This window comes from Streptomyces sp. NPDC050315 (assembly GCF_040655775.1).
Classification (GTDB): domain Bacteria; phylum Actinomycetota; class Actinomycetes; order Streptomycetales; family Streptomycetaceae; genus Streptomyces.
In genome coordinates, this window is the sequence record NZ_JBFAKN010000003.1 from 47,821 (window position 1) to 72,555 (window position 24,735).

26 protein-coding genes and 1 pseudogene are annotated in these 24,735 nt (G+C 68.5%); 17 read left to right on the forward strand and 10 right to left on the reverse strand.

Going from position 1 to position 24,735, the window contains the following annotated elements:
* Window positions 1–63 precede the first annotated feature (63 nt).
* The 6 genes from AB0I82_RS11405 to AB0I82_RS11430 all read left to right on the forward strand — a co-directional run bounded on the left by AB0I82_RS11405 (window position 64) and on the right by AB0I82_RS11430 (window position 6,573).
* On the forward strand, window positions 64–1,071 hold the full coding sequence (locus AB0I82_RS11405; RefSeq protein ID WP_363256973.1) for a LacI family DNA-binding transcriptional regulator: 1,008 nt from the start codon (window positions 64–66) through the stop codon (window positions 1,069–1,071).
* A gap of 318 nt (window positions 1,072–1,389) precedes the next feature.
* On the forward strand, window positions 1,390–2,433 hold the full coding sequence (locus AB0I82_RS11410; RefSeq protein WP_363256974.1) for an NAD(P)-dependent alcohol dehydrogenase: 1,044 nt from the start codon (window positions 1,390–1,392) through the stop codon (window positions 2,431–2,433).
* A gap of 604 nt (window positions 2,434–3,037) precedes the next feature.
* Window positions 3,038–4,114, forward strand: coding sequence for an NAD(P)-dependent alcohol dehydrogenase (locus AB0I82_RS11415; RefSeq protein WP_363257712.1), 1,077 nt, complete (start codon window positions 3,038–3,040; stop codon window positions 4,112–4,114).
* An 84-nt stretch (window positions 4,115–4,198) separates the two neighbouring features.
* On the forward strand, window positions 4,199–4,765 hold the full coding sequence (locus tag AB0I82_RS11420) for a cupin domain-containing protein (RefSeq protein WP_363256975.1): 567 nt from the start codon (window positions 4,199–4,201) through the stop codon (window positions 4,763–4,765).
* Between the two features lie 5 nt (window positions 4,766–4,770).
* Window positions 4,771–5,556, forward strand: coding sequence for a carboxymuconolactone decarboxylase family protein (locus tag AB0I82_RS11425; RefSeq protein WP_363256976.1), 786 nt, complete (start codon window positions 4,771–4,773; stop codon window positions 5,554–5,556).
* 156 nt (window positions 5,557–5,712) lie between these two features.
* The gene (locus tag AB0I82_RS11430) at window positions 5,713–6,573 is read left to right on the forward strand and encodes a helix-turn-helix domain-containing protein (RefSeq protein ID WP_363256977.1); all 861 of its coding nucleotides are present in this window, start codon (window positions 5,713–5,715) and stop codon (window positions 6,571–6,573) included.
* 66 nt (window positions 6,574–6,639) lie between these two features.
* On the opposite strand, the pseudogene AB0I82_RS11435 reads toward AB0I82_RS11430, so the two are convergent.
* The 6 genes and pseudogenes from AB0I82_RS11435 to AB0I82_RS11460 all read right to left on the reverse strand — a co-directional run.
* Window positions 6,640–7,023 (reverse strand): annotated as a pseudogene (locus AB0I82_RS11435) (NAD(P)H-binding protein); the annotation flags it as partial.
* Between the two features lie 34 nt (window positions 7,024–7,057).
* Window positions 7,058–7,213, reverse strand: coding sequence for an NAD(P)H-binding protein (locus AB0I82_RS11440; RefSeq protein ID WP_363256978.1), 156 nt, complete (start codon window positions 7,211–7,213; stop codon window positions 7,058–7,060).
* Between the two features lie 40 nt (window positions 7,214–7,253).
* On the reverse strand, window positions 7,254–7,607 hold the full coding sequence (locus AB0I82_RS11445; RefSeq protein WP_363256979.1) for a cyclophilin-like fold protein: 354 nt from the start codon (window positions 7,605–7,607) through the stop codon (window positions 7,254–7,256).
* A gap of 167 nt (window positions 7,608–7,774) precedes the next feature.
* Window positions 7,775–8,440, reverse strand: a complete 666-nt coding sequence (locus AB0I82_RS11450; RefSeq protein ID WP_363256980.1) for an SDR family NAD(P)-dependent oxidoreductase — start codon at window positions 8,438–8,440, stop codon at window positions 7,775–7,777.
* Between the two features lie 61 nt (window positions 8,441–8,501).
* The gene (locus tag AB0I82_RS11455; RefSeq protein ID WP_363256981.1) at window positions 8,502–9,269 is read right to left on the reverse strand and encodes a glucose 1-dehydrogenase; all 768 of its coding nucleotides are present in this window, start codon (window positions 9,267–9,269) and stop codon (window positions 8,502–8,504) included.
* 76 nt (window positions 9,270–9,345) lie between these two features.
* Window positions 9,346–10,398, reverse strand: coding sequence for an SDR family oxidoreductase (locus AB0I82_RS11460; protein WP_363256982.1), 1,053 nt, complete (start codon window positions 10,396–10,398; stop codon window positions 9,346–9,348).
* Between the two features lie 261 nt (window positions 10,399–10,659).
* On the opposite strand from AB0I82_RS11460, the gene AB0I82_RS11465 reads away from it, so the two are divergent.
* A complete protein-coding gene (locus AB0I82_RS11465) occupies window positions 10,660–11,529 on the forward strand; it encodes a helix-turn-helix transcriptional regulator (protein ID WP_363256983.1) in 870 nt (289 codons plus the stop codon).
* Window positions 11,530–11,721: 192 nt separating this feature from the next.
* On the opposite strand, the gene AB0I82_RS11470 is transcribed toward AB0I82_RS11465, so the two are convergent.
* Window positions 11,722–12,135, reverse strand: a complete 414-nt coding sequence (locus tag AB0I82_RS11470; protein ID WP_363256984.1) for a cupin domain-containing protein — start codon at window positions 12,133–12,135, stop codon at window positions 11,722–11,724.
* 61 nt (window positions 12,136–12,196) lie between these two features.
* Window positions 12,197–12,517: a carboxymuconolactone decarboxylase family protein gene (locus tag AB0I82_RS11475; protein WP_363256985.1), complete on the reverse strand. Its 321-nt coding sequence runs from the start codon at window positions 12,515–12,517 to the stop codon at window positions 12,197–12,199.
* Between the two features lie 218 nt (window positions 12,518–12,735).
* Between AB0I82_RS11475 and AB0I82_RS11480 the strand changes: the two genes are divergently transcribed.
* From AB0I82_RS11480 to AB0I82_RS11490, 3 genes are all read left to right on the forward strand, one after another.
* Window positions 12,736–13,614 (forward strand): helix-turn-helix transcriptional regulator, encoded by an 879-nt coding sequence (locus tag AB0I82_RS11480; RefSeq protein ID WP_363256986.1) that lies wholly within the window; start codon window positions 12,736–12,738, stop codon window positions 13,612–13,614.
* A 163-nt stretch (window positions 13,615–13,777) separates the two neighbouring features.
* On the forward strand, window positions 13,778–14,440 hold the full coding sequence (locus AB0I82_RS11485; protein WP_363256987.1) for a class I SAM-dependent methyltransferase: 663 nt from the start codon (window positions 13,778–13,780) through the stop codon (window positions 14,438–14,440).
* Window positions 14,441–14,669: 229 nt separating this feature from the next.
* A complete protein-coding gene (locus AB0I82_RS11490; protein ID WP_363256988.1) occupies window positions 14,670–15,125 on the forward strand; it encodes a hypothetical protein in 456 nt (151 codons plus the stop codon).
* An 88-nt stretch (window positions 15,126–15,213) separates the two neighbouring features.
* Here AB0I82_RS11490 and AB0I82_RS11495 read toward each other — a convergent pair.
* Window positions 15,214–16,091, reverse strand: a protein-coding gene (locus AB0I82_RS11495) for an IS5 family transposase (RefSeq protein WP_363256989.1) whose coding sequence is annotated in 2 segments (ribosomal slippage) — window positions 15,214–16,067 and window positions 16,067–16,091 — 879 coding nt in all. Because the reading frame shifts where the segments join, the coding sequence is not laid out codon by codon here.
* A 184-nt stretch (window positions 16,092–16,275) separates the two neighbouring features.
* Between AB0I82_RS11495 and AB0I82_RS11500 the strand changes: the two genes are divergently transcribed.
* The 7 genes from AB0I82_RS11500 to AB0I82_RS11530 all read left to right on the forward strand — a co-directional run bounded on the left by AB0I82_RS11500 (window position 16,276) and on the right by AB0I82_RS11530 (window position 23,615).
* On the forward strand, window positions 16,276–16,893 hold the full coding sequence (locus tag AB0I82_RS11500) for an AAA family ATPase (protein WP_363256990.1): 618 nt from the start codon (window positions 16,276–16,278) through the stop codon (window positions 16,891–16,893).
* 79 nt (window positions 16,894–16,972) lie between these two features.
* Window positions 16,973–17,509 carry a DUF2243 domain-containing protein gene (locus AB0I82_RS11505; protein ID WP_363256991.1) on the forward strand — a complete coding sequence of 179 codons (537 nt, stop codon included), beginning with the start codon at window positions 16,973–16,975 and terminating at the stop codon, window positions 17,507–17,509.
* Complete coding sequence (locus AB0I82_RS11510) at window positions 17,509–18,324, forward strand: cytochrome c oxidase assembly protein (protein WP_363256992.1); 816 nt, start codon at window positions 17,509–17,511, stop codon at window positions 18,322–18,324. Before AB0I82_RS11505 ends, AB0I82_RS11510 begins: the two co-directional genes overlap by 1 nt.
* Window positions 18,325–18,642: 318 nt before the next feature.
* Window positions 18,643–18,867 (forward strand): hypothetical protein, encoded by a 225-nt coding sequence (locus AB0I82_RS11515; RefSeq protein ID WP_363256993.1) that lies wholly within the window; start codon window positions 18,643–18,645, stop codon window positions 18,865–18,867.
* Between the two features lie 234 nt (window positions 18,868–19,101).
* On the forward strand, window positions 19,102–20,568 hold the full coding sequence (locus AB0I82_RS11520) for an aldehyde dehydrogenase family protein (protein WP_363256994.1): 1,467 nt from the start codon (window positions 19,102–19,104) through the stop codon (window positions 20,566–20,568).
* A 39-nt stretch (window positions 20,569–20,607) separates the two neighbouring features.
* On the forward strand, window positions 20,608–22,152 hold the full coding sequence (locus tag AB0I82_RS11525; protein ID WP_363256995.1) for a GMC oxidoreductase: 1,545 nt from the start codon (window positions 20,608–20,610) through the stop codon (window positions 22,150–22,152).
* Window positions 22,152–23,615, forward strand: a complete 1,464-nt coding sequence (locus tag AB0I82_RS11530; protein WP_363256996.1) for an APC family permease — start codon at window positions 22,152–22,154, stop codon at window positions 23,613–23,615. The genes AB0I82_RS11525 and AB0I82_RS11530 overlap by 1 nt, the downstream gene beginning before the upstream one ends.
* On the opposite strand, the gene AB0I82_RS11535 is transcribed toward AB0I82_RS11530, so the two are convergent.
* Window positions 23,548–24,612 (reverse strand): SDR family oxidoreductase, encoded by a 1,065-nt coding sequence (locus tag AB0I82_RS11535; RefSeq protein WP_363256997.1) that lies wholly within the window; start codon window positions 24,610–24,612, stop codon window positions 23,548–23,550. The genes AB0I82_RS11530 and AB0I82_RS11535 overlap by 68 nt on opposite strands.
* Between the last annotated feature and the right edge of the window lie 123 nt (window positions 24,613–24,735).

Genomic DNA, 24,735 nt, shown 5'->3' on the forward strand with positions numbered 1-24,735 from the left:
AGGTTTCGAGCTAAGGTATGAACGGTTCGGCACATTTACAAGAGGTGAAGGGCAGATTTCTCGATGAGCGGTGTGGCAGGCGGCCGGAGAGTGACGAGCACAGACGTCGCTCGCGAGGCAGGAGTCTCACGCTCCACCGTGAGCATCGTGCTGAACGACGCCCCCCATCACTCGATCCCCGAGTCGACCCGACGACGCGTCCAGGAAGCTGCCTCACGGCTCGGGTACGCGCCTTCGGCAGCCGCGCGGACACTACGCAGCGGTCGCTCCGACATCGTGCTCGGGCTGCTGCCGGACTGGCCGATCGGACCGACGAACACCCAGATGCTCCGGGAGCTGTCCGCCGCCTTCGCCCGACATCGGCTCACTTTCGTCGTACACACCCACGTCCCGGACGCCCGGCCCCTCAGCGAGGTATGGAAAGCGATCACTCCGGCAGCCGTCCTGGCTCTGGACGAGTTCGCCGCCGACGACGCCGAAGCGATGCGGGCCGCCGGCATCGAGGCAACCGTCATGCTCCAGGGCCCCACCCGCAACTGGCAGCGTGTGACGGTCATCCCCGCCCACCCGGTGGGTTCCATGCAGGCCCGTCACCTGGCAGGCAAGCACCGCCAGTTGGGTTATGCCTACCCGGACGACGAGCGCCTCTCCTCCTTCGCCGAACCCCGCCTCCAAGGTGTCCGGCAGACCTGTGCCGAGCTCGGCCTGCCCGCACCGGACGTCCGTCCTGTGCCCCTCGACGCGGAGGGCGCCGCGGAGGTGATCCGAGCATGGCGCTCGGCCGACGTCCCGGTCACCGGTATCTGCGCGTACAACGACGAAGTGGCTCTCGCACTCCTGGCCGGCCTTCGGCACCTCGGTCTGGAGTCGCCCCGCGACCTGGCGGTCGTCGGCGTGGACGACATTCCTTCGGCGGCGCTGGCCGCCCCTCCCCTCACCACCGTGCGCCGTGACGTCGTTGCCCTCGCCGATCGCATCGCACGGGGTGTCGTGGGCGCGCTCGCCGGCCGGCCCCTGCCCGGCACCATCGAACCGGACGTGCTGCGCCTGGTCACTCGCGAATCCTCCTGAGACGGAACTCGATGAACTGATGGAGCATTCTGTTCGGCTGGGCACGTTCTCCGGCCGCGGAACTGGGATACGCGGCGCTGCTCTGTGCGCCAAGCATCCCTGAGGGGGAGGAAATTCTCCTAGGCAGTGTGCGACCCAGGGAAGAATCTCTCCTCTTTTCGAGGTCAGGCGGAGCTGCGAATCTCGATGGCGGCCCACCAGATTTCGCCCCGTCCGGGCACGCGACGAGATTCTCACGCCGAGCCCCGGTGTCAGCACACCGTGACCTTCGGAATGCCGTCGCGCCTGAGGGGCACGCACCACACCACCAGGAGAGACGTGCTCACTGTCAACGCATACGCCGCCGTGTCCGCCACTGAACCGCTTGCCCCAGTCACCATCGAGCGGCGCGACCTCGGTCCGCGCGACGTCCTCATCGAGATCAAGTACGCCGGAATCTGCCATTCCGACATCCACCATGCCCGTGGGGACTGGGGCCCGCAGACCTACCCGGTCGCTCCCGGCCACGAAATCGCCGGCATCGTCACCGCGGTGGGCTCTGAGGTGACCAAGTACCAGGTGGATGACCGGGCGGGCGTCGGCTGCATGGTCAACTCGTGCCGGGAGTGCGCCAGCTGCCGCAAGGGGGAAGAGCAGTACTGCCTCAGGGGCATGATCCCCACCTACGGCGCCATCGACGTGGACGGCACCCTCACCCAGGGCGGCTACTCCACCCACGTCGTCGTGAACGAGGACTTCGTCCTCCGCATCCCCGAGGGCATCGGTCTCGACGTCGCCGCGCCACTGCTCTGTGCCGGCATCACGACGTACTCGCCGCTGCGCCGCTTCGGCGCAGGTCCCGGCACGAAGCTCGCCGTTGTCGGCCTGGGCGGGCTGGGCCACATGGCCGTTAAGCACGCGCACGCCATGGGTGCCGAGGTCACCGTGCTGTCGCAGTCTCTGAAGAAGCGTGAGGACGGCCTGCGCCTGGGCGCCGACCATTACTACGCCACCAGCGACGCGGCCACTTTCGAGGAGCTCGCGGGCACCTTCGACCTCATCGTGAATACCGTGAGCGCCAAGCTCGACATCGACGCCTATCTTTCGCTTCTTGCCGTGGGCGGCACTCTGGCCAACGTCGGTGCCCCGGCCGAGCCCCTGCCTCTCAATGCGTTCTCCCTGCTCATGGGCGGCAAGAACTTCGCCGGCTCACTCATCGGCGGCATCCGCGAGACGCAGGAGATGCTGGACTTCTGCGCAGAGCACGGTTACGGCTCCGACGTCGAGATCGTCCCGGCCGAAAAGATCAACGACGCCTGGGAGCGGGTCCTGGCCTCCGACGTCCGCTACCGCTTCGTGATCGGCACCGCCACGCTGGCGTGATCGACCCGACCGGCGCCGAACCCGGTCCCAGGGCATTGGCGCTGGTGGTGCACGGAGACGTGATCCGTGCCGTCATCGGGAGCGATTCCAGCGCAGCCGCCCCAGCTGCGGCGGCATGCCGTGCAGGGCACGCCATCCGGGTAGTGCGTGACGCCGGACAGGGGCTTCCACCCGCCCGGGCGCGCGCTATCCCGAAGCAAAGAATCAATCAATACCAAAGATTCAAGAAACGGTAAAGGGGAGAAATGCTTCCCCTGAAGCAACACTCCGGGGGAAGCATTTCTCCCATTCACAACGGGCGCCGACGAGGTCAGGCTTCTCTCAACGGGCCGAGGGCTTGAGCAATACGGCCTCGCCCTGCGACTGCGAAGCGCTGCCCCGCATTTCAGAGGAACTCGGACCGCTCCGGTGAATCCGCGAGCTCGGCCGCGTCCCTCTCCAGTGACCGAGATGAAGGATGAAGTAATCCATGTCGACATCGCACAGCAGGTGGGGCCGACGGTCCGTTCTCGGCGCCACTGCCGCGGCCGCCGCCACGGTGCCGCTGACAGGCCTCATGGCGGACTCCGCCCGCGCATCGGCGGCCCCCGGCACGGGGCAGGCGATGGCCGCTCCAGGCGCTGAGCCGTTCACCGTCAGCGCCTACGCAGCCCCCTCCGAAGGCTCGCCGCTCGCTCCGACCACGATCGAGCGCCGTGCCGTAGGGCCCAAGGACATTCTGATCGAGATCCAGTACGCGGGCATTTGCCACTCCGACATCCACACCGTCCGCGGTCACTGGGGACCCCAGACCTACCCGCTCGTCGTCGGCCACGAGATCGCCGGTGTCGTCACGCGGATCGGCGCCAAGGTGACCCGCCACCGCGTCGGCGATCGCGTGGGTGTGGGCTGCATGGTCAACTCCTGCCGCACGTGCGCCAATTGTCGTCAGGGCCTGGAGCAGTACTGCCTCAATGGGAACGTCCTGACCTACGGGAGCAAGGACCGCGACGGCACCATCACCCAGGGCGGGTACTCGACCCACGTCGTCGTCGACGAGGACTTCGTCCTGAGGATCCCCAAGTCGATCCCTCTGGAGAAGGCCGCCCCGATCCTCTGCGCCGGAATCACCACTTACTCACCACTTAGACACTGGAAGGCCGGGCGCGGCAAGAAGGTCGCCATCAACGGACTTGGCGGGCTCGGCCACATGGCCGTCCAGATCGCCCGCGTGCTCGGCGCGGAGGTGACCGTCTTGTCCCGGACCCCGGGCAAGGAGCGGGACGCCCGCCGATTCGGCGCCGACCACTTTCACCTCACCTCCGAGGCAGCGGCCACCGACGAACTGGCCAACACCTTCGACCTGGTGGTCAATACGGCCCCCGAGGCTGTCGACCTCAACCGGCTCATGCCGATGCTCACCCTTGACGGTGTATGGGTCAACGTCGGCGCCTTCTCCGAGCCTATGCCGATCTCCGTCTTCATGACCTTCGCCAACCGGCTCTCCTTCGCCGGCTCAGCCATCGGCGGCATTGCCGAAACCCAGGAAGTCCTCGACTTCTGCGCCCGGCACGGCATCGCCCCGGAGGTCGAGGTCATCTCCGCCGACCAGATCAACACGGCATACACCAAGGTCGTGGCGGCCGAGGCCCGCTACCGGTACGTCATCGATACCACCACGATCTCCAGCCCCCGCGCCTGACCATCCCCTCTGGCATGTCTCTGGGGCCTTTGCCCGAGCACACGCCACCTCGTCCCACCAACCCTGCAGAGATGGGAAGCAGTCATGAAGGCCATTCGACGAACCGGCGCAGCCGTGCTCGCCGGTGTCGCGGGTTCCGCGATTCTGCTCACTGGATGTTCGACGGACACCGGACCTGCCGCCGGTGCCGACACCACGCGGGCCGCGTCGGCCGAGCCTGCCAGCGCGACCTCGGAGCCGGGGATCGTGGTGTCGCGTGACGAGGACCGCGACAGCGTCGCGGGTGCTCCGGACAACTTCACCGGCAAGGTGTCGATCCAGCCGCTCTACACAGGCGACGAGAATTCGGAAGGAGCGTCCGACGTACGGTTCACGGCGGGCGCCCGCACCGTCTGGCACACCCATCCCGACGGCCAGCGCCTGCTCATCACGGAGGGCACCGGGTGGGTCCAGGAGTGGGGCAAGAAGCGGATCACCGTCCACGAGGGTGACGTCGTCTGGTTCGCTCCGGGCGTCAAGCACTGGCACGGGGCGACCAGCGACAGCGCGATGGCGCACACCGCCATCACCTACGCGGTCGACGGAGTCAACGTGGAGTGGCTGGAACACGTCACCGACGACCAGTACGAGAGCGGTAAGCAGGAGAAGTGAGCGCCATGAAGAAGCCCATCACACTGGCCCTCGCCGGGACGCTCGCAGCAGCAACGCTCCTCGTCGGGTACACCGCCCAGGCCGAGCCCGGCTCGGACACCATCGCCCAGTCCCGCACCAGTCAGATCGACTCGGTCTCCCCGGCCCTGGCGAAGTACGACAAGGAGCGGGTCCAGGAACTCTGGAACGACGACAGTCTCTCGCGTCGCGACCGAGGACTGGTCACCATCGCGGTGCTCATCTCCAATGGGCAGACAGAGGAGCTCGGCCGATACACCGACCGCGCCCTCGACGACGGACTCTCCGCCGCGGAGATCTCGGAGACGGTCGCCCACCTCGCGTTCTACACGGGCTGGCAGAACGCCAAGGCAGCGGTGCCGGTGATTGCCGAGGTGTTCGACAAGCACGGAATCGACGCCGATCAGCTCCCTGAGCGGAACCCGGACCTGCTCCCGCAGGACCAGGCGGCCGAGGAGGCACGCGAGAAGAGTGTCCAGGAGCAATACGGCAGCGTCTCGCAGGGAGTCGTCGACGACACCAACGAGGTGCTGTTCGACGACCTGTGGCTGCGCCCGGACCTGAAGCCCCGAGACCGGAGCCTGATCACCGTCGTGGCGCTCATCTCGACTGCCCAGAGCAACCAGATCACCTTCCACCTCAACAAGGCGATGGACAACGGGCTCACCGACGATGAGGTCGACGCACTGCTGAACCACACGGCGTACTTCGTCGGCTGGCCGAAGGTGTTCACCGCCATGCCCGTCATCCGCGACGTCCTCGAAGCACGCTGACCGGACCGGACGCGATCCGCTGACAGCGGCGACAGCATCGCGGTGGCGCCGCTGCCGGGCGAGTATCCGGAAGAGCCCCGGGGGAGGGTGAACACTCCCGCCCCTCGGGGTCACACCCTCCCGCGCCTAGCGGGCCGCGCCTGCGAGAATGGCCTGATGACGCGGAACGCTGCCACTGAACTTGGTGACTTCTTCAAGGCTCGGCGTGCAGAGCTCAGACCACGCGAGGTGGGGTTGGCAGAGGGAACGTCCAGGCGCGTTCCAGGGCTGCGCCGCGAGGAAGTGGCCCGGCTCGCCGCTATCAGCACGGACTACTACACCCGGCTGGAACAGGGACGTCTTCAGGCTTCTGCCGCGGTCCTGGACGCTATCGCCCGCGTCCTTCAGCTCAATGATGATCAGCGAAGTTACGTCGCCTCGCTGGCCGGCAAGGACATCGGCGGGCCACGCGAGGGGGTGGAGCAGACTGTTCAGCCTCAGCTGCAGCGCCTGCTTGATGCTCTCCCCTCGATCCCGGCCATGGTGCTGGGCCGCCACATGGACGTACTGGCATGGAACCCGCTGGCTGCCGCCCTGGTGGGGGACTTCGGGAAGCTCTCCTTGAGGGACCGCAACTACGCGAAGATGGTCTTCAGTGACCGCATGAAAGACCTGTACGCGGACTGGGAGACCACGGCTCGCATGACCGTTGCGCACCTGCGCATGGAGGCGGCGCGCAATACCGACGACCCTGGCCTGAGCGATTTGGTAGGCCAACTATCCGAATCCGACGCCGACTTCAGACACTGGTGGAATGCCCACCATGTGGAAGCCCGTACCGTAGGCACCAAGACGCTCCACCATCCAGTCGCCGGGACCCTCGTCCTGGACTGGGAGACCTACATCTGCAGCACCGACCCCGACCAGCAGCTCGTCGTCTGGACTGCGAAGCCAGGATCTCCCACCCATGACGGTTTGCTGGCCCTTGCCTCGTGGGCAGCCGACAGTCGTCAGTCCTTGTCGGGACCGACAAGCTGACCTCAACCTCGCGATGACGAGGGGCCGTTCGCGGCGTACGGTCGACGCTCGTCTAGCAGCTGTAGCTCACAAGGCGTGTACGAGCTCCACAAAGACGGCGGCGACGTCCTCGCGTGGGACGTCGCCGTAGTCGATGGCCTGCCCGATTCGCACCCTGCCGCTCGCCCGCCCGTTGGTGAGGGTTCCGGGACGGACGCTGACCCAGTCGAGAGCGGTCGCAGCGAGGTAGATGTCAGCGTTCCGCTTGATCCTCATGTAGTGCTCGAAGTCGCCATCCATGTCGCGGTCACGCCAGGCGTCCGGGAAGACGGAGATGCGCAAGAACCGGTCGATCCCCGCAATGAGGGCCGCATCAACCGCGGTGGCCAGGCCACGGCCGTCGACGGCATCGGCGGCCGTGGGCCCCTGGTCCGCAGCTCCGGCCGTGAAGACCACCGCGTCACAGTACGCATGTACCCGGCCAACGTGGAGGCTTCCAGACGCGTCAAATCCCCAAAACCGGGAGAGCGTCGGCGGAGAGCTGTTCGGCCTGGCCCGAGCTGCGGTGCAGGGCGACGACTTCGTCGTCTTTGGCGGTCAGATGGCGCACCAGATGGGAACCGACTCCCCCGGTGGCTCCGAGGACGAAAACACGTGCCACGGCGATGGCTCCTTCCACACTGGAGACGAACGAGCTACGGTCAGTCGGCTGCGGTGATGGTTGCCTCGAACTTGCCGCTGTGGTCGGCGAACCGCTCGATGCCGTCGGTGAACTGGCCGAGCTTGACCAGGCCGGCCGAGTGGCCGAAGTCCTTGTAGAAGATCGCCAGGTTGCCCCAGGGGGCGTAGTAGGTGAGGTCACCGGCCTTCGCGGCGGTGCCGGCCGGGGCGCCGGTGGTGGACAGCTTCTCCGGCAGGTCGCTGACCTTCTCGGTGCCGGCGTAGTCGGAGAGCGTGAGTTTCAGTGGGAGCTGGGCGGCGAAGTCCCGGCTCGCAGCGCTGTCGTTCAAGGTGGCGTCGTAGGCGGTGTCGCCGACGGTAATCCGGATCTTCATCGGGGTGGTCCTCTCTGAGGGTGGGGCGGTTGGTTGTGGGCTGCTGGTGACCGCGCTGGTGCGCTCGCTGTTGGCCGGTCCGGTCGCGCCGCAGCCGACCGCAGTGGCAATCGACGCAACTACCGCTAGAGCAACGGTGGTTCGACGTCGGGCCGCAGCGGCCCGCATCAGCCCTCCATGGGCGAGGCGTAATGGCGGAACTCGCCGCGGTCCTGATGGAGGGCCCACAGGGTGTCGGCGAGGACGGCAGGGTCGGTGTGCGGGTCGCCAGGCTGGATGGCGCCGGGAACGATCAGTTGGGCGACGTGGATGCCGTCACCGGCCAGGCTGTCGTGCAGCATGCGCGCATAGGCGCTCTCGGCGGCGAAGGCGATCGAGGTACCAGCCCGTTCGGGGTGCGGACGGACGGCGCTGCCGCCGTTGACGAACAGCAGCGTGCCGCGGCCCTGGGCGCGCATGTCCGGCAGGACCTGAGCGACGGCCGTCATCGGTCCGAACACCGAGAATTCCACCGGCCCGTGCAGGTCGGCCGGGGTGGTCTCGAGCACCGGCTTCATGAAGTCCTTGTGCGGGACCGGGCTGTACTGCACGACCTCGATGGGGCCAAGGTCGGTGGTGGCGGCGTCCAGGGCGGCGGTGAGCGCTTTGGGGTCGCGTACGTCGGCGGCGAACCCGCGAGCATTCAGGCCATCTTGGCGAAGGTCGGCGGCGAGTTGGTCCACGTGCTGCCGGCTGCGGGAGATGAGCGCGATGTCGAAGCCTTCGCGGCCGAATCGGCGGGCGACGGCTGCGCCCAGGCCGGGTCCGGCCCCAACGATGGCGATGGTGGTCATGAGGATCGCTCCGAATCCGGTATCGATGAATGAGCAGGTGGGCCTGTGGCCAGTGTCTGTGTCAGTGGGCGGTGAAGCCGCCGTCGACGGGCAGCGCGATGCCGGTGACGAAGCTGGCGCCGGGGCTGCACAGCCACAGCACCGCGGCGGCCATCTCCTCCGCGCGGCCGAGGCGTCCGATGGGCTGCTGCTTGAGGATCTCGGCCATGGCTTCGGCTTGGTTGGCGACCATGTCCGCGACCATGGGGGTGTCGATGACTCCGGGGCACACGGCGTTGATGCGCACACCCTTGGGGGCGTATTCGACGGCGGCGCTCTTGGTCAGACCGATCACGCCGTGCTTGGAGGCGTGGTAGGCGGCGCGCTCTGGCAGACCGACCAGGCCGCCGAGGGAGGAGCAGTTGACGATGGCTCCGCTGCCTTGCCGGCGCATGTGACGCAGTTCGTGCTTCATGGCGGCCCAGACGCCGCGCAGGTTCACGGCGCTGACGAGGTCGAAGGACTCTGCGTTCTCCTCGGCCGCGTCCTGGGGTGGGGCCTGCACGCCGGCATTATTGAACGCCATGTCCAGGCGGCCGAACCGGTCCACGCAGAGGTCGACGGCAGCAGCCGTCTGCGCTTCGTCGGTGACGTCGCAGCCGATACCGAGCGCCCGGTGGCCGGCCCGGATGAGCGCGTCGGCCTCCTGCTGCGCTGCTGTCTCGTTCAGGTCGGCGAGCACGACGGCTGCGCCGGCCTCCGCGAAGGCGCGGGCGGTGGCCAGCCCCATGCCGGATGCGGCGCCGGTGACGAGGGCGACTTGGCCGTCGAATCGATAGGTGGGGTTCATCGGTCTTCTTCTCCCGTACGTCGTTCGGCGAGGCGCCGGACGAGGGGGCATCGTGTGGTCCGTCAGTACTGCGGTGTCAGCCGCAGCGTTGGGGCCCTGGCCTGTCGCCGAGCATGGGCTCGACGTAGCCGGTGTAGCGGCCGTACTTGGTGCGGTAGGGCCGTGTCGACACGGTCGTTGACGCCTGGGGTAGGCCGTCGCAGGCTGCCATCGCCGCGCTGCGGGGCGATGTGCGGTTCGTCAGCAGTGGCGATGCGGTCGAATTCGTTGGTATCCCAAGTGAGTGTCGGGCGGCGTCGCCGTGGGCGAGGTTTCCGCCCAGCTCGTGGGAGGCTTCGGCCTGTTCGGTCAAGGTCCGGCCCTTCTTGGCGACGGCGGGGATCGCGTCGGCGCCGGCCACGAACCGCAGCGGCGGGGTTTCCTGCTCGGCCAGCGTGATCAGCACGTCGGCGATCTTGGCCGGGTCACCTGCCTGGGAGCCGTTGATCTGCTGCCACTGGGCGATCTGGGTGGCGGTGCGCTCGGCGTAGTCCTCGATCGACAGCTCGGGCCAGCTGGTGGAGGCATCCACCAACAGCTCGGTGCGGAAGAATCCCGGCTCCACGATGGTGGTCCTGATGCCGTAGGGCTCGACGTCGTAGCGCAACGACTCCATCCAGCCCTCGACGGCGAATTTCGAGGTCGCGTACGCGGCGCAGAACTCCAGGCCCACAACGCCCGCCAGGGACGAGAGGGTGATGACGTGGCCGGAGTGCTGCTTGCGCAGCACTGGCAGGATCGCGCGGGTGATGTTCATCGGTCCGAAGACGTTCGTGTCGATCTGCGCACGCATCTGCTCCGGGGAAATCTCCTCGAAGTAGCCGGCATAGAAGTTCGCCGCGTTGTTGATCAGTACGTCGATGCGGCCGAATCGCTCGACGGCCTGTGTGGCGGCCGCGTGGGCGTTGTCCAGGTCGGTGATGTCCAGGCGGGTGACCAGCAGATTGTCCTGCTCTCCGCCGAGCGCTTCGAGGACCTTGGCGGGAGTACGACCGGTGGCGACGACCTGGTGGCCGGCCTTGAGGGCGGCGCGGGCGATGTCGGCGCCCATGCCGCGGCCGGCGCCGGTGATGAAAATGACCTTGCCCATGAGGGTTCCTTCGCGGCGCCGTCCTCGGCGCCTGGTGGTTGGGATTCGCGGGGAAGGCAGGAGTCCGTCTTCACGCCCCGCACTCGCCTCCGCAATAAATGATCTGCCGGTGCAGCAGAATTCATTTCTGCGTCTCGCTGAATTCGACGTTCGCACGCCCACGCGCACCCGCAAAGGGGAGAGCTTCCTCCTGGGAAGAAAACATCATGGGAAGAAACTTTCCCCCTCTCTTTTACAGAGAATGGTGCGAAACTCATCCACATGACTCGCCACGCGCATCGCAACGAGCTGGGCGAGTTCCTCAAGCAGCGGCGCTCCGAGCTCAACCCCCGCACCGTGGGGCTGCCGGAGTCCGCCGGTCCGCGGCGGGTCAAGGGCCTGCGCCGCGAGGAGGTCGCCCAGCTCGCCGCCATCAGCACCGACTACTACACCCGCATCGAGCAAGGCCGTCTGCAGGCATCGACACCGGTGGTCTACACACTGGCCCAGGCGCTACACCTCGACGACGACCAACGAGCCTACTTGTTGGAGCTCGCCGGCAAGACCGGCGCGCGCCCCCGGCGGCGCCCCGTCCAGAAGGTGCAGCCGCAGCTGCAGCGCCTGCTGGACGATTTGAGCTCCACCCCAGCACTCGTCATGGGACGCCGCATGGACATTCTGGCGTGGAATTCCCTCGCGGCGGCGCTCGTCACCAACTATGCGCAGGTCCCGGAGAAGAAGAGGAACTACACCCGGATTCTCTTCTCCGACCCTTTGATGCGGACCTTGTATGCCGACTGGGAGGGCGTCGCCCGCATGGCGGTGGCCCAGCTACGGATGGAGGCGGCGAAGTACCCGGACGACGCGCGTCTCATGGCCCTCGTCGGGGAGCTGTGCGTTCAGGACCCGGACTTCCGCAAGTGGTGGGCTGCCCACCATGTCTCGTCCCTCACCGTCGGCACCAAGACACTGCACCATCCCGTGGCCGGTGAACTCGTGCTCGACTGGGACACCCTGACCGCCAGCACGGACCCGGACCAGCAGCTGATCGTGTGGACCGCAGCAGTGGGCACACCGGCCCACGACGGTCTGCGCATACTCGCTTCCTGGGCCGCCGACCAGAACCTGCCCGCCTCGAACACGGCGGGATGACGGGCCCGGCCGCTGAGCCGACGGCCGCACGCGCGGCCGTCGGCTCAGCGGTCGAGGTCACCGTCGATGGAAACGCCGTGCGGGATGCTGGCATCGGAGCGGCGAACGAGGCGATGACGAGCTGACCGACCTGGACGCTCTTCATGTCACTGCCGGTTTCCTCGACGATGCCGCCAGGCGTGTTCGAGGCTCTCAGCGGCTGACGGCGGCCAGTGCGGTCTTGTACTGCTCGTCGGTGACAGGCTCCAGCCAGGTGGTGCCGTCGCCGCTCTCGTCGCCCACGACGATGGCGATGTGAGCCATCAGCGTCGTGTCGGTGCCACCGTGCCAGTGCTCCTCGCCCGCCGGGCACTTGACGATGTCACCGGCGGTGATGCGCGCCACCTCGCCGTCTCGCGTGCCGACCAAGCCGATGCCGTCGGTGACATACAGAACCTGGCCCTTGGCGTGGGAGTGCCAGTTGGTCCGGGCGCCGGGGGTAAAGCGCACCAGACCGGATGCAAGACAGGCCGGGGCGGAGGGCGCCTCGATCGGGTTGAGGTAGACATCGCCGGTGAAGCGCTCGGCCGGGGCCTTGAGGGTGGAGGTTTCCGTGATGTGTTCCACGATTGCGTTCCTTACTCCAAAGACGTGGGCGGCTGCGGGCAAAGCCGGGGACGGCTCGATGTCAGGCCGCCCGCTCGTCGGCGATCTTCTTCAGCTGAGAGATCGCGGTCATGGCGTTGGGCCATCCGGCGTAAAAGGCCAGGTGAGTGATGGCCTCCGACAGCTCCTCGACGGTGAGACCGTTCTCCAGGGCCACACCTAGGTGGTACGGCAGCTGCTCGCTGCGGTACAGCGCAGCCAGCACACTGACCGTCACCAGGCTCCGGTCCCGCGGAGACAGCTCAACGCGTTCCCACACGTCACCGAAGAGAACATCGTCGGTGACCTCCACGAGTTTGGGCGCAATCTGGCCCAGCTCCCGAGGTGCGGACTGCTTCGCCATCTCATAACTCCCTGCAGTGGTTCGAATACGTTCCGATGGAAACACTGTCCGCGAGACCTCCTTCGGTCGCAGCCCGGACAGGCGGCACAAAGGGGGCCAGCCGGTACGCAGCGCCACCGACATCGAGGGAACCGCAGGTCACCTGCGTACGGAAGGTACTGTCGTTACAGGTACTCGCAGGCCCCCCACATCGATCAGGGCATGCTTAACCTGGCCATATGGACAGCGCCAACGACATCCGCGAGTTCCTCACCAGCCGCCGCGCCAAGCTGACCCCCCAGCAAGCCGGCCTGCCCGCCTTCGGTGGGAACCGCCGCGTACCTGGCCTGCGCCGCGAAGAAGTCGCCCTCTTGGCCGGTGTCAGCATCGACTATTACGTCCGCCTCGAGCGCGGCCGCCTAGCCGGCGCCTCCGAGGAAGTACTCAACGCCGTTGCGAACGCGCTCCAGCTCGACGAAGCCGAACGCTCGCACCTTTACGACTTGGCAGCCGCCCAGCGCACCAGGCCCGCCCGCCGCGCCGGCAAGCCGCGCGTGAGCGTCCCCGCCAGCATGCAGCGGATCCTTGATTCGATGACCGACAGCCCGGCCTTCATCCGCAACGGCCGCCTGGACATCCTGGCCATCAACCGGCTCGGCCGAGCCCTGTACGCCCCGCTGTTCACCACGGCAGCACCGCTCCCAGTCAATATCGCCCGCTTCCAGTTCCTCGATCCCACGAGCCGGGACTTCTTTCCCGACTGGGAAGCCTCCCTGAACACCACCGTCTCGCTCCTACGGACCGAAGCCGGCCGCGCCCCGCATGACACGGAACTCACCAGCCTGATCGGGGAACTGGTCACCCGCAGCGACGAGTTCCGAATCGCCTGGGCCAAGCACAACGTTCGCCTACACCACACCGGCCGCAAACCCTTCCACCACCCACACGTTGGCGACCTCGTCCTCGACTTCGACGCCTTGGCGCTGCCCGCCCAACCGGGGCTGACTCTCACCGCTTACAGCGCCGAGCCCGGAACCCCGGATCATGACGCATTGCGGCTGCTGTCCAACTGGGCTGCCACGCGGGATTCCCAGCGCGAACCCATCTCGCGAGATTGACAGCAGGTCGCTGCCGCCGCGACGCCTCGCTGCGGGGCTCCGCAGTGCAGCCGAGACTGACATCGTCGAGGTCGAGCAAGGTCTCGTGCTTGTGCTGCTTGTTCCAGACTTGGCAGCCGGTGCCGAGGGCGCCCGCCGCCGTGCGCCCGGCTAACGTGCTGCCATGGTGATGCTGTCTCATCTTCACCGCTTCAACCAGAGGCACCCGTGGAGTCACAACGACCACTACGGCCCCTGGGTTGACGACCAGGTGGCCGCGTCCGGAGCCCGCCACGTCCTCGACGTCGGGTGTGGCACGGGCAATCTCGCCGTACTGCTCCGCCGTCGCGCCGCCACCGTCACCGGCCTCGAACCCGACCCTGCGACCGCACGCGCCGCGGCAAAACGCTTCGCCGACGACCCTGCCGTCACCATCGTCGAAACCGACTTCGCCGGGCGCGACCGGCAGCGGCGCTGGGACGCCATCACCCTCGTCGCCGTCCTGCACCACCTCCCGCTGGTGCCCACCTTGCGCGAGCTCCGCGGCTGTCTCGCGCCGGGCGGGCGCCTGGTGATCGTCGGCTGCTACCGCGAGGCCGGGCTCCCCGACCTGCTCGCCACCCTGCCGGCCGCGCTCGCGAACCCAGTCATCGGGCTGGCCAAACACCCGGCCCGCGCCACTGCCCCGCCGCTGCACCTGACCGCACCCACTACCGATCCGCGGGAGACGCTGGGCGACATCCGGGCTGCGGCCGCATTGGAACTGCCCGGCGCCCGGATACGCCGTCGCCTGTTCTGGCGGTACACCCTGGTCTACGACGCCCCCGCCGGACGCAACCGGACCTGACCCGCGCGTCCCCCTCGAGGCGCTCCGTCGATCGCATCCGCGCGGTGCCACTGGGCGGGCTCGGCTGCGAAACGGCTCAGTGACATCAATTCACAGGTTCTGGTCCACTTTCCGTAGAGCCGGTCGACATTGTGGTCGCCCCGACACGGCAGAACCGATGCGGCCTAGGTCCTGCCTGGCAATTGGTCTCGCTGTGGCAAGCTTCCTCACGGGGGAAGGAGAAGCACTGGTGCGGCTGGAGCGTGGAGCGACTGGGTTCTGGAGTCACGGCGACGAACCGGTTGCGGAGACTGACGTAACACTCTTGCGTAGCGTCTGCTGGGAAGCAGCAAGACGGATTGCCGGCCGTGTCAGCGAATCAGCCTTTGCCGGAGCGTCCAGCTTCCACGCACTCACCATCACCAGCCCCTCGAAGACGTACGACGTTCTGTGCCACAAGAACCTGTCGGTTGTCGCCTTCGCCAGTGCACCCCTTGTGCCCGGACAGCCGCTGTCAGGCTTCGGGGACCCGCCGCCGTGGGCGGACGACCTTGAGGTTGCCGGTTTCCGCTGCCTGACTGTTGAGGACTTGCGGATGCCGATGTCCAAAGTGAAGGTGACGGAGCTGGCGGAAGCAGAGCTCACTCAGATCCGTTACTGGCGCCCCGAGGTGTTGGGCGACTTGCTGTTCAACTGGTGGGACTGATTCCTCGCCGTCGGGCCGCCTGTAGCGCTCAGCGGGCTCACGGACCCAGAGGATGAGCGAGGCGACGTGAGGACTGTCTGTCACCTCCTCACCGGAGCCAGAGCCGGATCGCGGCGAGGGCGACCGTGCCCTGGAACACGTACGCCCTCTTGTCGTATCTGGTTGCTACGGCCCGGAAGCCCTTGAGGACGTTGACGGTTCGCTCGGCTTCGTTCCTGCGGGCATAGCGGCCCCGGTCGAAACCGGTGGGCCTGCCACCGCGGCTTCCACGACGTTGGCGGTTGGCCTGCTGGTCCCGGCGCTCGGGAATCGTGTGCCGAATCTGCCGTCGCCGCAGGTACCGACGGTTACGGCGAGAACTGTACGCTTTGTCACCGCAGACGTGGTCCGATCGCGTCCTCGGATGCCCGCCGGTCGACTGCGGAACACGCATACGATCCAGGATTGGAATCATCTGCGGGGCGCCACCCCACTGCCCGGGTATGACCAGAACAGCCAGCGGACGGCAACCGCCGTCGCTCGCCAGGTGAATCTTGGTGGTGAGCCCGCCGCGTGAACGGCCGAGCGCCTCGTCGGGCCGGTGGTGGGCGGGCTGCCCGCGTCGGCCTGATATCTGCGCCGGGCGGTGACGTGCCCCGGCGGCATGCTGATGGGCACGGCGAGAAGTGGAATCGACGCCGGCCATCGACCAGTCGATGCGGCCCTCCACATCAGCGTCGGCCTGAACAGCCCGCAGGATCCTGTCCCCCATACCATCGGCTGACCACCTGCGATGCCGGTCATGACCGGTCTGCCCCTTTCCGCATCGCCTCGGCAGGTCCCGCCACGGAACACCGGTTCGCTGCCGAAACGGGACCCCGTTGATTACCTTGCCGTGGCACGTCCATCGCCTGCCCCGACCCGTGTTCTTCGGCAAGTGCCGCTCAAGACGAGCCCACTCCGATCCGACAGATCACCTCGCCCCACGCCGACCGGAGCGACACCAGCACGGCTCCGTCACGCGATCCGTCGGACACGGCCTAGGCCAGAAGCCTCTGCCAGAACCGCGCGGAGACGCTCTTGCCCGGCATCACAGAAAGATTTTCGGCCCCCCGCAGGCTGCCATGCCACCCCCCCCATTCCCCACCCAACGGCGCGAAAGGTGTCCGCCATGTCGTCCACGTCCGCATCCACATCCACGTCCGCATGTCCGCCCGCCGACCGTTTCGTCGTTGTCACCGGCGGCCCCGGGGCCGGGAAGAGCACGCTCATCGACCGGCTGGCGGCCGCGGGGTACGCCCGCTCGGAGGAGGCGGGACGAGGAGTGATACGGGATCAGATGGCCATCGGAGGCCGCGGCCTGCCCTGGGCCGACCGGGAGCTGTTCGCCGAGCTGATGCTGTGCTGGGAGCTGCGCTCGTACCGGATCGCCGCGAAGCCGTCGGCCTCCGGGGAGCCGGCCACCGGGCCCGTCTTCTCCGACCGCGGCGTCCCCGACATCGTCGGCTATCTGCGCCTGCAGGGGCTCCCCGTGCCGGCCCATGTGCACGCCGCCGCGCAGGCGTACCGGTACCACCGCCGGGTGTACGTCGCCCCCTTCTGGCCGGAGATCTACGCCGCGGACGCGGAGCGGAAGCAGTCCCCGGAGGAGGCGGAGCGGACGTATCACGTGATGGTCGAGACGTACGCGGAGTACGGCTACGAGCCGGTCGAGCTGGCGCGGGTGCCGGTCGAGGAGCGGGTGCGGGACGTGCTGCGGATGGTGGATGGGTTTCGGACGGGTGAGTGACGGTCGGGCGGGTGCGGGAAACCGGTACGGGGATCGGGGGCAGCGGAGTACGGAAGTACGGACCGGAAGGAGCGACCGTATGGCCATCGCCACGGGCGAGGTACGGGACGGGCCGGATCCCCGCAGCATTCGGCTGCCGGGGATCGTGTTGGGTGTGGGGCTCGGTGGGTTCGTCGACGGGATTCTGTTGCACCAGCTCCTGCAGTGGCATCACATGCTGACCAGTACGAACACCGACCGCATCGGCATCAAGTACTACTCGCCGCACACGGTGTCCGGGTTGCGGATGAACACCGTGTGGGACGGCATCTTTCACACCGTGTGCTGGCTCGCGGTGCTCATCGGGCTGGCGCTGCTGTACTCCCGGGTCACGCACGGGCGGCGGCGGGTGTGGGGGTCGCGGGTGTTGTGGGGCTGGGTGCTGGCGGGCTGGGGGCTGTTCAACCTCGTCGAGGGGCTGCTGGACCATCAGATTCTCGGTATTCATCACGTGCATGGCGGGCCGTACCAGGTCTGGTGGGACATCGGCTTTCTGGTGATGGGGGCGTTGCTGCTCGTCGGGGGTTGGGCGCTTCAGCGCGGCGGGCGGGCCCTTCCCCCTGAGCGGGGTGCCTGATGGGTGGTCATGAGCACCACGCCGGGGGCGGGCACTCGCTGCCCGGTGGCCCGCTTCCGACGCTGGTGGCCGTGGCCGGGCTATTACTGCTCGCCGTCGCCTATCTGCTGCTCGTACGGCGGGCCGCCCGGCGCCGCCCCGCCAAGGGGTGGAGCCCCTGGCGTACCGCGAGTTTCCTGACGGGGTGTGCGGTGGTGGCCGGGGCGCTGCTGCCCCCGCTGGGGACGTTCGCGCACGGGGACTTCCGCGGTCACATGCTGCAGCACCTGCTGATCGGGATGTACGCGCCGCTCGGGCTCGTCCTCGGCGCGCCGATCACACTGCTGCTGCGGACGCTGCCGCCCCGCCGCGCCCGGCGGCTGGCCGGCCTGCTGCACAGCCGCCCGCTGCGGCCGGTGGCCCACCCGGTCACCGCCCTCCTGCTGAGCACCGGCTCGCTGGCGCTCCTGTACGGCACCCCGCTGTACGACGCGACCGCGGCGCGCCCCGCACTGCACTGGCTGGTGCACGCGCACTTCCTGCTCTCGGGCTGCCTCTTCGCCTGGGTCGTGGCGGGGCCGGACCCCGCTCCGGCGCGGCCGGGTGTGCCGGCCCGGCTGGTCCTCCTTGGCGTCGCCGTCGCCCTCCACGCGACGTTCTCGCAGCTCCTGTACGGCGGCTTCCTCATCGGCGTGCACGCGCCGATCGACCAGGTACGGGGCGGCGCGGAGCTCATGTACTACGGCGGCGACCTCGCCGAGCTGCTGCTGGCCGGCGCGCTGGTTGCCACCTGGCGCCCGGCACCGCTTCGCGCGCGCATGGGAGGACTTCCGTAAACCGGAACGCCGGTGTACCGTCCTAATCAGACATTTCGGACAGCGAGGGAGTTGCGTGGGCCCCACTGGGGCGACGGCGGCAAAGGGGAATGCCCCAGTGCGGCCACGCATCACCGATGACCGAATGACCGCAGCGATCATCGCTGCATCCGGCGCGAGACGGTCCGCGAGACGGTCGGTGACAACCTGACCCTGCCGTTCATTTCCGCCCGGCAAAAGCAGTGGCAGGCAAATCCGCGCCCTCATGCGAATTCACCATGCATTGGCTCGCCGGCAAGGGCGAAGCCATCATGAAAAACACCGATTAAGGAGTCGGTCATGATGAAGAAACTCATTGCCACCATTTTCGCCGCGGCCCTGCTCAGCGTCGGCGGTATGGGAGTCGCGTCGGCCCACACGCCGGACGTGCCGCCGACGACATCTGTTACGCACACCTATAAGTGCGGGTTCCCGCTCGGCACATTCAAGGTGACCGCCCCGCAGTACCTGATCGCGCAGTACGACGCGCGGCTCGCCGCTTACGGCTGCACCCACGCCCCGTAGCCGCACCCCTACCCCGTAAAGGAAAAGTGCCGGTGGCCCCACCCGCGGGTGGGGCCACCGGCAGTCTTCTGTGAGGTCCGTCCTCTTAGCCCGACCGAGTCACTTTCCCCGCCCTCGCCGGGGCCCTTCGGTGTGCCCCGCCGCGCGCCGGGCCGGACTCGGAACGATGGTGCGGGTCCAGGCCCCGGCGTAGGCGTACGGCCCCGGAGTGGCGGGGAGCGAGGAGACCAGCAGATGGCTGACCTGTACATCGATGGTGCGTGGACGGGGGCGGCGGCGGGCGGCCGGCGTGATGTGGTCAATCCGTTCGACGCCTCCGTGGTGACGACCGTCGACGACGCGGACGGTACGGACGTCGACCGGGCGGTGCGGGCCGCCCGGCACGCGTTCGACGACGGCGAGTGGGCCAACGCCGCGACCCGGCGCCGCGCCGACATCCTGCACCGGGTGTACGAACTGCTGCTGCGCGACCTGGAGGACATCGCCCGCACGGAGACGCAGGACACCGGCAAGACGATCGCGGAGTCCCGGCTCGACATCGAGGACATCGCGAATGCCTTTCGGTATTTCGCCGAGATTGCTGATAAAGACGGCGGGCGGGTCGTAGATGTCGGCCCGGACGTGCTGAGCCGGGTGGTGTATCAGCCGGTCGGAGTGTGTGCGCTGATCGCGCCGTGGAATTATCCGCTGCTGCAGGCGACCTGGAAGGTGGCGCCCGCGCTCGCGGCCGGGAACACCTTCGTCCTGAAGCCGAGCGAGACGACGCCGCTGACGACGATCATTCTGTTCCGGCTGCTGGAGGAGGCGGGCACGCCGCCCGGAGTGGCGAATCTCGTCCTCGGTCCGGGCTCGACGGTCGGTGCCGCGATGACCCAGCACCCGGACGTGGACATGGTGTCCTTCACGGGCGGGCTGGCCACCGGCCGCACGATCATGGCGGGCGCCGCGGCGGACGTGAAGAACATCGCGCTGGAGCTGGGCGGCAAGAACCCCAATGTGGTCTTCGAGGACTGCGACTTCGACGCGGCGGTGGATTACGCGCTGGATGCCTCCTTCCTGCACTCGGGGCAGGTGTGTTCGGCGGGGTCGCGGCTGATCGTGCAGGAAGGGCTGTACGACCGGTTCGTCGAGGCGCTGGCCGCGCGGGCGCAGCGCATCCGGCTCGGCAACGGCATGCACGAGGACACCGAGAGCGGGCCGCTCAGCTCCGCCGAGCACCGCGAGAAGGTGGAGGGCTATCTGGAGGTCGCCCGCAACGAGGGCGCGCGGCTGGTGTGCGGCGGGCGCCGCCCCGACGACCCCGAGCTGTCCCGCGGCTTCTTCGTGCTGCCGACGATCTACGCCGACTGCGACCGCTCGATGCGGATCGTGCAGGAGGAGGTGTTCGGCCCGGTGGTGACGGTGGAGCGGTTCCGGGACGAGGAGGACGCGGTACGGCTCGCCAATGACACCAAATACGGGCTGGCGGGCGCCGTGTGGACCAGTGACGCGAGCCGGGCGCAGCGGGTGGCGCAGCGGCTGCGGCACGGCACGGTCTGGATCAACGACTTCCATCCGTACGTCCCGCAGGCCGAGTGGGGCGGCTTCGGGCACTCCGGCGTCGGGCGCGAGCTGGGGCCGACCGGGCTGCGCGAGTACCAGGAGGCCAAGCACATCTACCAGAACCTGCGGCCGGCCCCGTCCGGCTGGTTCAAGGGCTGAGGCGCGGACGTGACGACCGGAGGGAGCGAGGAGCGGGGCATGGGTGAGGACGAGACGGAGTACGACTACGTCATTGTGGGCGGGGGCACGGCCGGGTGCGTGCTGGCCGCGCGGCTGACCGAGGATCCGGACTGCCGGGTGTGCGTGGTCGAGGGCGGGCCCAGCGATGTGGGCGACGAGAAGATCCTGCGGCTGCGCAACTGGATCAATCTGCTGGATTCGGAGTACGACTACGGCTACACGACCGTGGAGCAGCCGCGCGGCAATTCGCACATCCTGCACTCGCGGGCGCGTGTGCTCGGCGGCTGTTCCTCGCACAACACCCTGATCAGCTTTCTGCCGCTGCCGGAGGACATGGACGAGTGGGCGGCGCTGGGCTGTACCGGCTGGGACGCCTCGACGGTACTGCCGTACCGCGACCGGCTGCAGAACCGCATCGTCCCGGTGGCGGAACAGGACCGCAATCCGATCGCGAAGGACTTCGTGACGGCCGCGGCGTCCGCGCTGGGCGTGCCGGTGGTCGAGGACTTCAACGTCCGGCCGTTCGCGGACGGGGTGGGCTTCTTCTCGCTGGCGTACGAGGCGGAGGGCAACAAGCGCTCGTCGGCGTCGGTGGCGTATCTGCATCCGGTCCTGGACCGGCCCAACCTGACGCTGAAGCTGGAGACCTGGGCGTACGAGGTGGTGCCGGGCGGGGACGGCCGGACGACGTGTGTTCGGGTGCGCGGCAAGGACGGTGGCGAGGCGACGCTGCGTGCCGAGCGCGAACTGCTGCTGTGCGCGGGCGCGATCGACACGCCGCGGCTGCTGATGCTCTCCGGCATCGGCCCGGCGGACCGGCTTCGCGAGCTGGGTATCGAGGTGCGGGTCGATCTGCCGGGAGTCGGTGAGAATCTCCTCGACCACCCGGAGTCGGTGATCCTCTGGGAGACGGAGGGGCCGCTGCCGCCGAACTCGGCGATGGATTCCGACGCGGGGCTGTTTTTGCGCCGCGATCCGGACGGCGGGCCGCGACCCGACCTGATGTTCCACTTCTACCAAGTGCCGTTCACCGTCAACACGGAGCGGCTGGGCTATCCGCGGCTGGAGCACGGCGTGTGCATGACGCCGAACGTGCCGCGGGCCCGCTCCGTGGGCCGGATGTGGCTGCGCAGCGCGGACCCCGCGGAGAAACCGGCGCTGGATTTCCGGTACTTCACCGATCCGGACGGGCACGACGAGAAGACGATCGTGGACGGGCTGAAGGTGGCGCGCGAGGTGGCGGCGGCGCCCCCGCTGCGGGACTGGCTGAAGCGGGAGGTGGCGCCGGGCCCCGATGTCACCTCGGACGCGGCACTGTCCGAGTACGGGCGCCGGGCCGCGCACACCGTGTACCACCCCGCGGGCACCTGCAGGATGGGCGGGGACGACGACCCCATGGCCGTACTCGATCCCCAGCTGCGGGTGCGCGGTCTGGACGGCATCCGCGTCGTGGACGCCTCCCTCTTCCCGACGATGCCGACGATCAACCCGATGGTGACGGTCCTGCTGGCGGCCGAACGGGCGGCGGACCTGCTCCGGGGCACGGGCGGAGGCGGTCGGTGATGACCACGGCGAACACTCCCACTGAGCCCGGTGACGGGTCCGTCCCCGGCTCGGAGTTCCGCAAGGACATGGGCCCGTGGGCGAACTTCGCGCTCGGGTTCACCTACCTCTCCCCCGTCGTCAGCACCTACACCCTCTTCGCCACGGCGCTCGGCGAGGGCGGCCCGCCCATGGTGTGGGCATTCGTGCTGGCCGGGTGCGGACAGTTCCTGGTCGCGCTGATCTTCGGTGAGGTGGTCGCGCAGTTCCCCATCGCGGGCGGCGTCTACCCGTGGGCCCGGCACCTGTGGGGCAAGCGCTGGGCGTGGATGACCGGCTGGGTCTACATGTGGGCCCTACTGGTCACGATCACGTCGGTGGCGTACGGCGCGGGCCCGTACATCGCCATCCTGATCGGCTTCAAACCCACCGTCCACACCACCGTCCTGTGCACGGTGATCCTCATCATCGTCGCCGTACTCATCAACTACGCGGGTACGAAGTGGCTTTCGTGGGCGGCCGTGATCGGTTTCGGCGCGGAGCTGATCGGCGCGCTGATCGTCGGCGTCTATCTGCTGGCCACCCACCGCGAGCACAATCTCGGCGTCATCTTCGACACCTACGGCACCGAGGGCGACGGCAGCTATCTGCCGGTCTTCCTGGCCGCCGCGATCATCGGCTTCTACCAGTACTACGGCTTCGAGGCGTGCGGGGACACCGCCGAGGAGGTCGCGCACCCGGGCCGGGTGATCCCGAAGGCGATGCGCCGCACGATCTACGTGGGCGGCGCGGCGGCCACCTTCACCTGTCTGTCCCTGCTGCTCTCCGTCACCGACTACCGCGCGGTGATCTCCGGCAAGGACACCGACCCGGTGGTGCATCTGCTGTACGACGCGCTGGGCGAGGCCGGGGCCCGGCTGGTGATGGCCGTGGTCCTCATCTCCTTCCTCTCCTGCACGATCAGCCTCCAGGCGGCGGCCGGCCGGCTGATCTACTCGTACGCGCGCGACCAGATGATCGTCGGGCACCGGCTGCTGCGGAAGTTCGCGCACGCCAGGGCGGTGCCGGGCTGGGCGCTCTTCGTGTCGGCCGTCATCCCGGCGATCATCGCCTTCGGCTCCCTGGTGTCGGAGGACGCGCTCACCAAGATCGTGTCGTTCGCGATCCTGGGCATCTACGGCTCGTTCCAGATGGTGGTACTGGCCGCCTTGCGCGCCCGGCTGAAGGGCTGGCAGCCGAGCGGCGAGTACCGGCTCGGCCGCTGGGGCCTGGTGGTGAACGTCGGGGCGCTGGCGTACGGCATCTTCGCCATCATCAACATCTGCTGGGCGCGCACGCCCGAGGCCCCCTGGTACGACAACTACATCGTGCTGCTGTGCGGTGGCGTCGTCGTCCTGGTGGGCGTGATCTACATGTTCACCACGCACCATTACGGGCGCAGCGACGCACCGTGCGGGGACGCGATCCCGGAGTCGCGGCGCTGAGCTGTCGGCTGCCGGGGGCGCGGCCACCCGTCACCCGAAGAGCCGCGTACGCGGCGCCCGTCAGCGCCGCCGCGGTGAGCAGGCGGCGGGCGGCCGTCCGGCGGCCGCCGGCCCAGCCGCCGCGGACGGCGCCGCCCGGCAGCGGGTGCGGCACGTTGCCGACGCTGTCCGGTGCGGATTCGGTGCGGGACAGGTGCGCGCGGTTCATCTGGTACGCGAGGACCTTCTCCATCAGGCGCGGCGTGAGCTTGGTCTGTGCGGCCAGGAACGCGGCGGCGGGGCCTACGTAGGCCTCGCGGCGCGGCGAGCGGACCAGTTGGAGTGCCTTACGGGCCGCCCGTTCGGGGGTGTAGACGGGGGCCATCGGGATGACCTTGCGGCCCGAGTAGTTGGCGGCGCTCTCGAAGAACGGGGTGTCCATGGTGGCGGGCAGCATCGTGCAGACGTGCACGTCCCGGTGGCCCTCCAGCCACAGTTCCTGGCGCAGACTGCTGCCCAGCGACCGGACGGCGGCCTTGGCCAGCGCGTAGGGCGCGTTGTACGGGACGGGCGAGACGCCGACGACCGAGGAGACGTTGATGAGGGTGCCGCTGCCCTGGCGGCGCATCACGGTGAGCGCGGCGCGGGCTCCGTACACATAGCCCATGACGTCGGTGTCGATCACCTTGCGGCAGACGTCCGCGGGGATCTCGTCGAGCGCGCCGAAGGCGGCGACGGCGGCGTTGTTGATCCAGACGTCGATCCGGCCGAAGGCCGCGACGGCCTCCCGGGCGAGCCGGTCCACCGCGGCGGCGTCGGTCACCTCGGTGGGGACGGGGAGCGCACGCCCGTTGCCGCGTCGGCGGCAGCGGCGGGCGACCTCGTTCAGCTCCTCGGCGCGCCGCGCGGCCAGTACGACGTGCCAGCCGCGGTCCGCGAACGCCTCGGCGCACGCCCGCCCGACGCCACTGGACGCACCGGTGATCACCACGACACGGCCCTCACCCTGGGACACCATGGCCGCCTCCTCCATACGTACGGTCGCGGACCGGTCCGCGGTGGCTGTGAGGCTCACACGTACCCGGACGGGCATAATGCACACATATCGGATCTTCGACCGACCTCCCTCCGTCACCCCGCA

Bases quoted from the DNA above. Each gene is read 5' to 3' on its own strand.
- AB0I82_RS11405 (WP_363256973.1), top strand. From the start codon at position 64: ATGAGCGGTGTGGCAGGCGGCCGGAGAGTGACGAGCACAGACGTCGCT.
- AB0I82_RS11415 (WP_363257712.1), top strand. From the start codon at position 3,038: ATGGCCGCTCCAGGCGCTGAGCCGTTCACCGTCAGCGCCTACGCAGCC.
- AB0I82_RS11420 (WP_363256975.1), top strand. From the start codon at position 4,199: ATGAAGGCCATTCGACGAACCGGCGCAGCCGTGCTCGCCGGTGTCGCG.
- AB0I82_RS11425 (WP_363256976.1), top strand. From the start codon at position 4,771: ATGAAGAAGCCCATCACACTGGCCCTCGCCGGGACGCTCGCAGCAGCA.
- AB0I82_RS11430 (WP_363256977.1), top strand. From the start codon at position 5,713: ATGACGCGGAACGCTGCCACTGAACTTGGTGACTTCTTCAAGGCTCGG.
- AB0I82_RS11445 (WP_363256979.1), bottom strand. From the start codon at position 7,607: ATGAAGATCCGGATTACCGTCGGCGACACCGCCTACGACGCCACCTTG.
- AB0I82_RS11450 (WP_363256980.1), bottom strand. From the start codon at position 8,440: ATGACCACCATCGCCATCGTTGGGGCCGGACCCGGCCTGGGCGCAGCC.
- AB0I82_RS11455 (WP_363256981.1), bottom strand. From the start codon at position 9,269: ATGAACCCCACCTATCGATTCGACGGCCAAGTCGCCCTCGTCACCGGC.
- AB0I82_RS11460 (WP_363256982.1), bottom strand. From the start codon at position 10,398: ATGGGCAAGGTCATTTTCATCACCGGCGCCGGCCGCGGCATGGGCGCC.
- AB0I82_RS11465 (WP_363256983.1), top strand. From the start codon at position 10,660: ATGACTCGCCACGCGCATCGCAACGAGCTGGGCGAGTTCCTCAAGCAG.
- AB0I82_RS11475 (WP_363256985.1), bottom strand. From the start codon at position 12,517: ATGGCGAAGCAGTCCGCACCTCGGGAGCTGGGCCAGATTGCGCCCAAA.
- AB0I82_RS11480 (WP_363256986.1), top strand. From the start codon at position 12,736: ATGGACAGCGCCAACGACATCCGCGAGTTCCTCACCAGCCGCCGCGCC.
- AB0I82_RS11485 (WP_363256987.1), top strand. From the start codon at position 13,778: ATGGTGATGCTGTCTCATCTTCACCGCTTCAACCAGAGGCACCCGTGG.
- AB0I82_RS11500 (WP_363256990.1), top strand. From the start codon at position 16,276: ATGTCGTCCACGTCCGCATCCACATCCACGTCCGCATGTCCGCCCGCC.
- AB0I82_RS11505 (WP_363256991.1), top strand. From the start codon at position 16,973: ATGGCCATCGCCACGGGCGAGGTACGGGACGGGCCGGATCCCCGCAGC.
- AB0I82_RS11510 (WP_363256992.1), top strand. From the start codon at position 17,509: ATGGGTGGTCATGAGCACCACGCCGGGGGCGGGCACTCGCTGCCCGGT.
- AB0I82_RS11515 (WP_363256993.1), top strand. From the start codon at position 18,643: ATGATGAAGAAACTCATTGCCACCATTTTCGCCGCGGCCCTGCTCAGC.
- AB0I82_RS11520 (WP_363256994.1), top strand. From the start codon at position 19,102: ATGGCTGACCTGTACATCGATGGTGCGTGGACGGGGGCGGCGGCGGGC.
- AB0I82_RS11525 (WP_363256995.1), top strand. From the start codon at position 20,608: ATGGGTGAGGACGAGACGGAGTACGACTACGTCATTGTGGGCGGGGGC.
- AB0I82_RS11530 (WP_363256996.1), top strand. From the start codon at position 22,152: ATGACCACGGCGAACACTCCCACTGAGCCCGGTGACGGGTCCGTCCCC.
- AB0I82_RS11535 (WP_363256997.1), bottom strand. From the start codon at position 24,612: ATGGTGTCCCAGGGTGAGGGCCGTGTCGTGGTGATCACCGGTGCGTCC.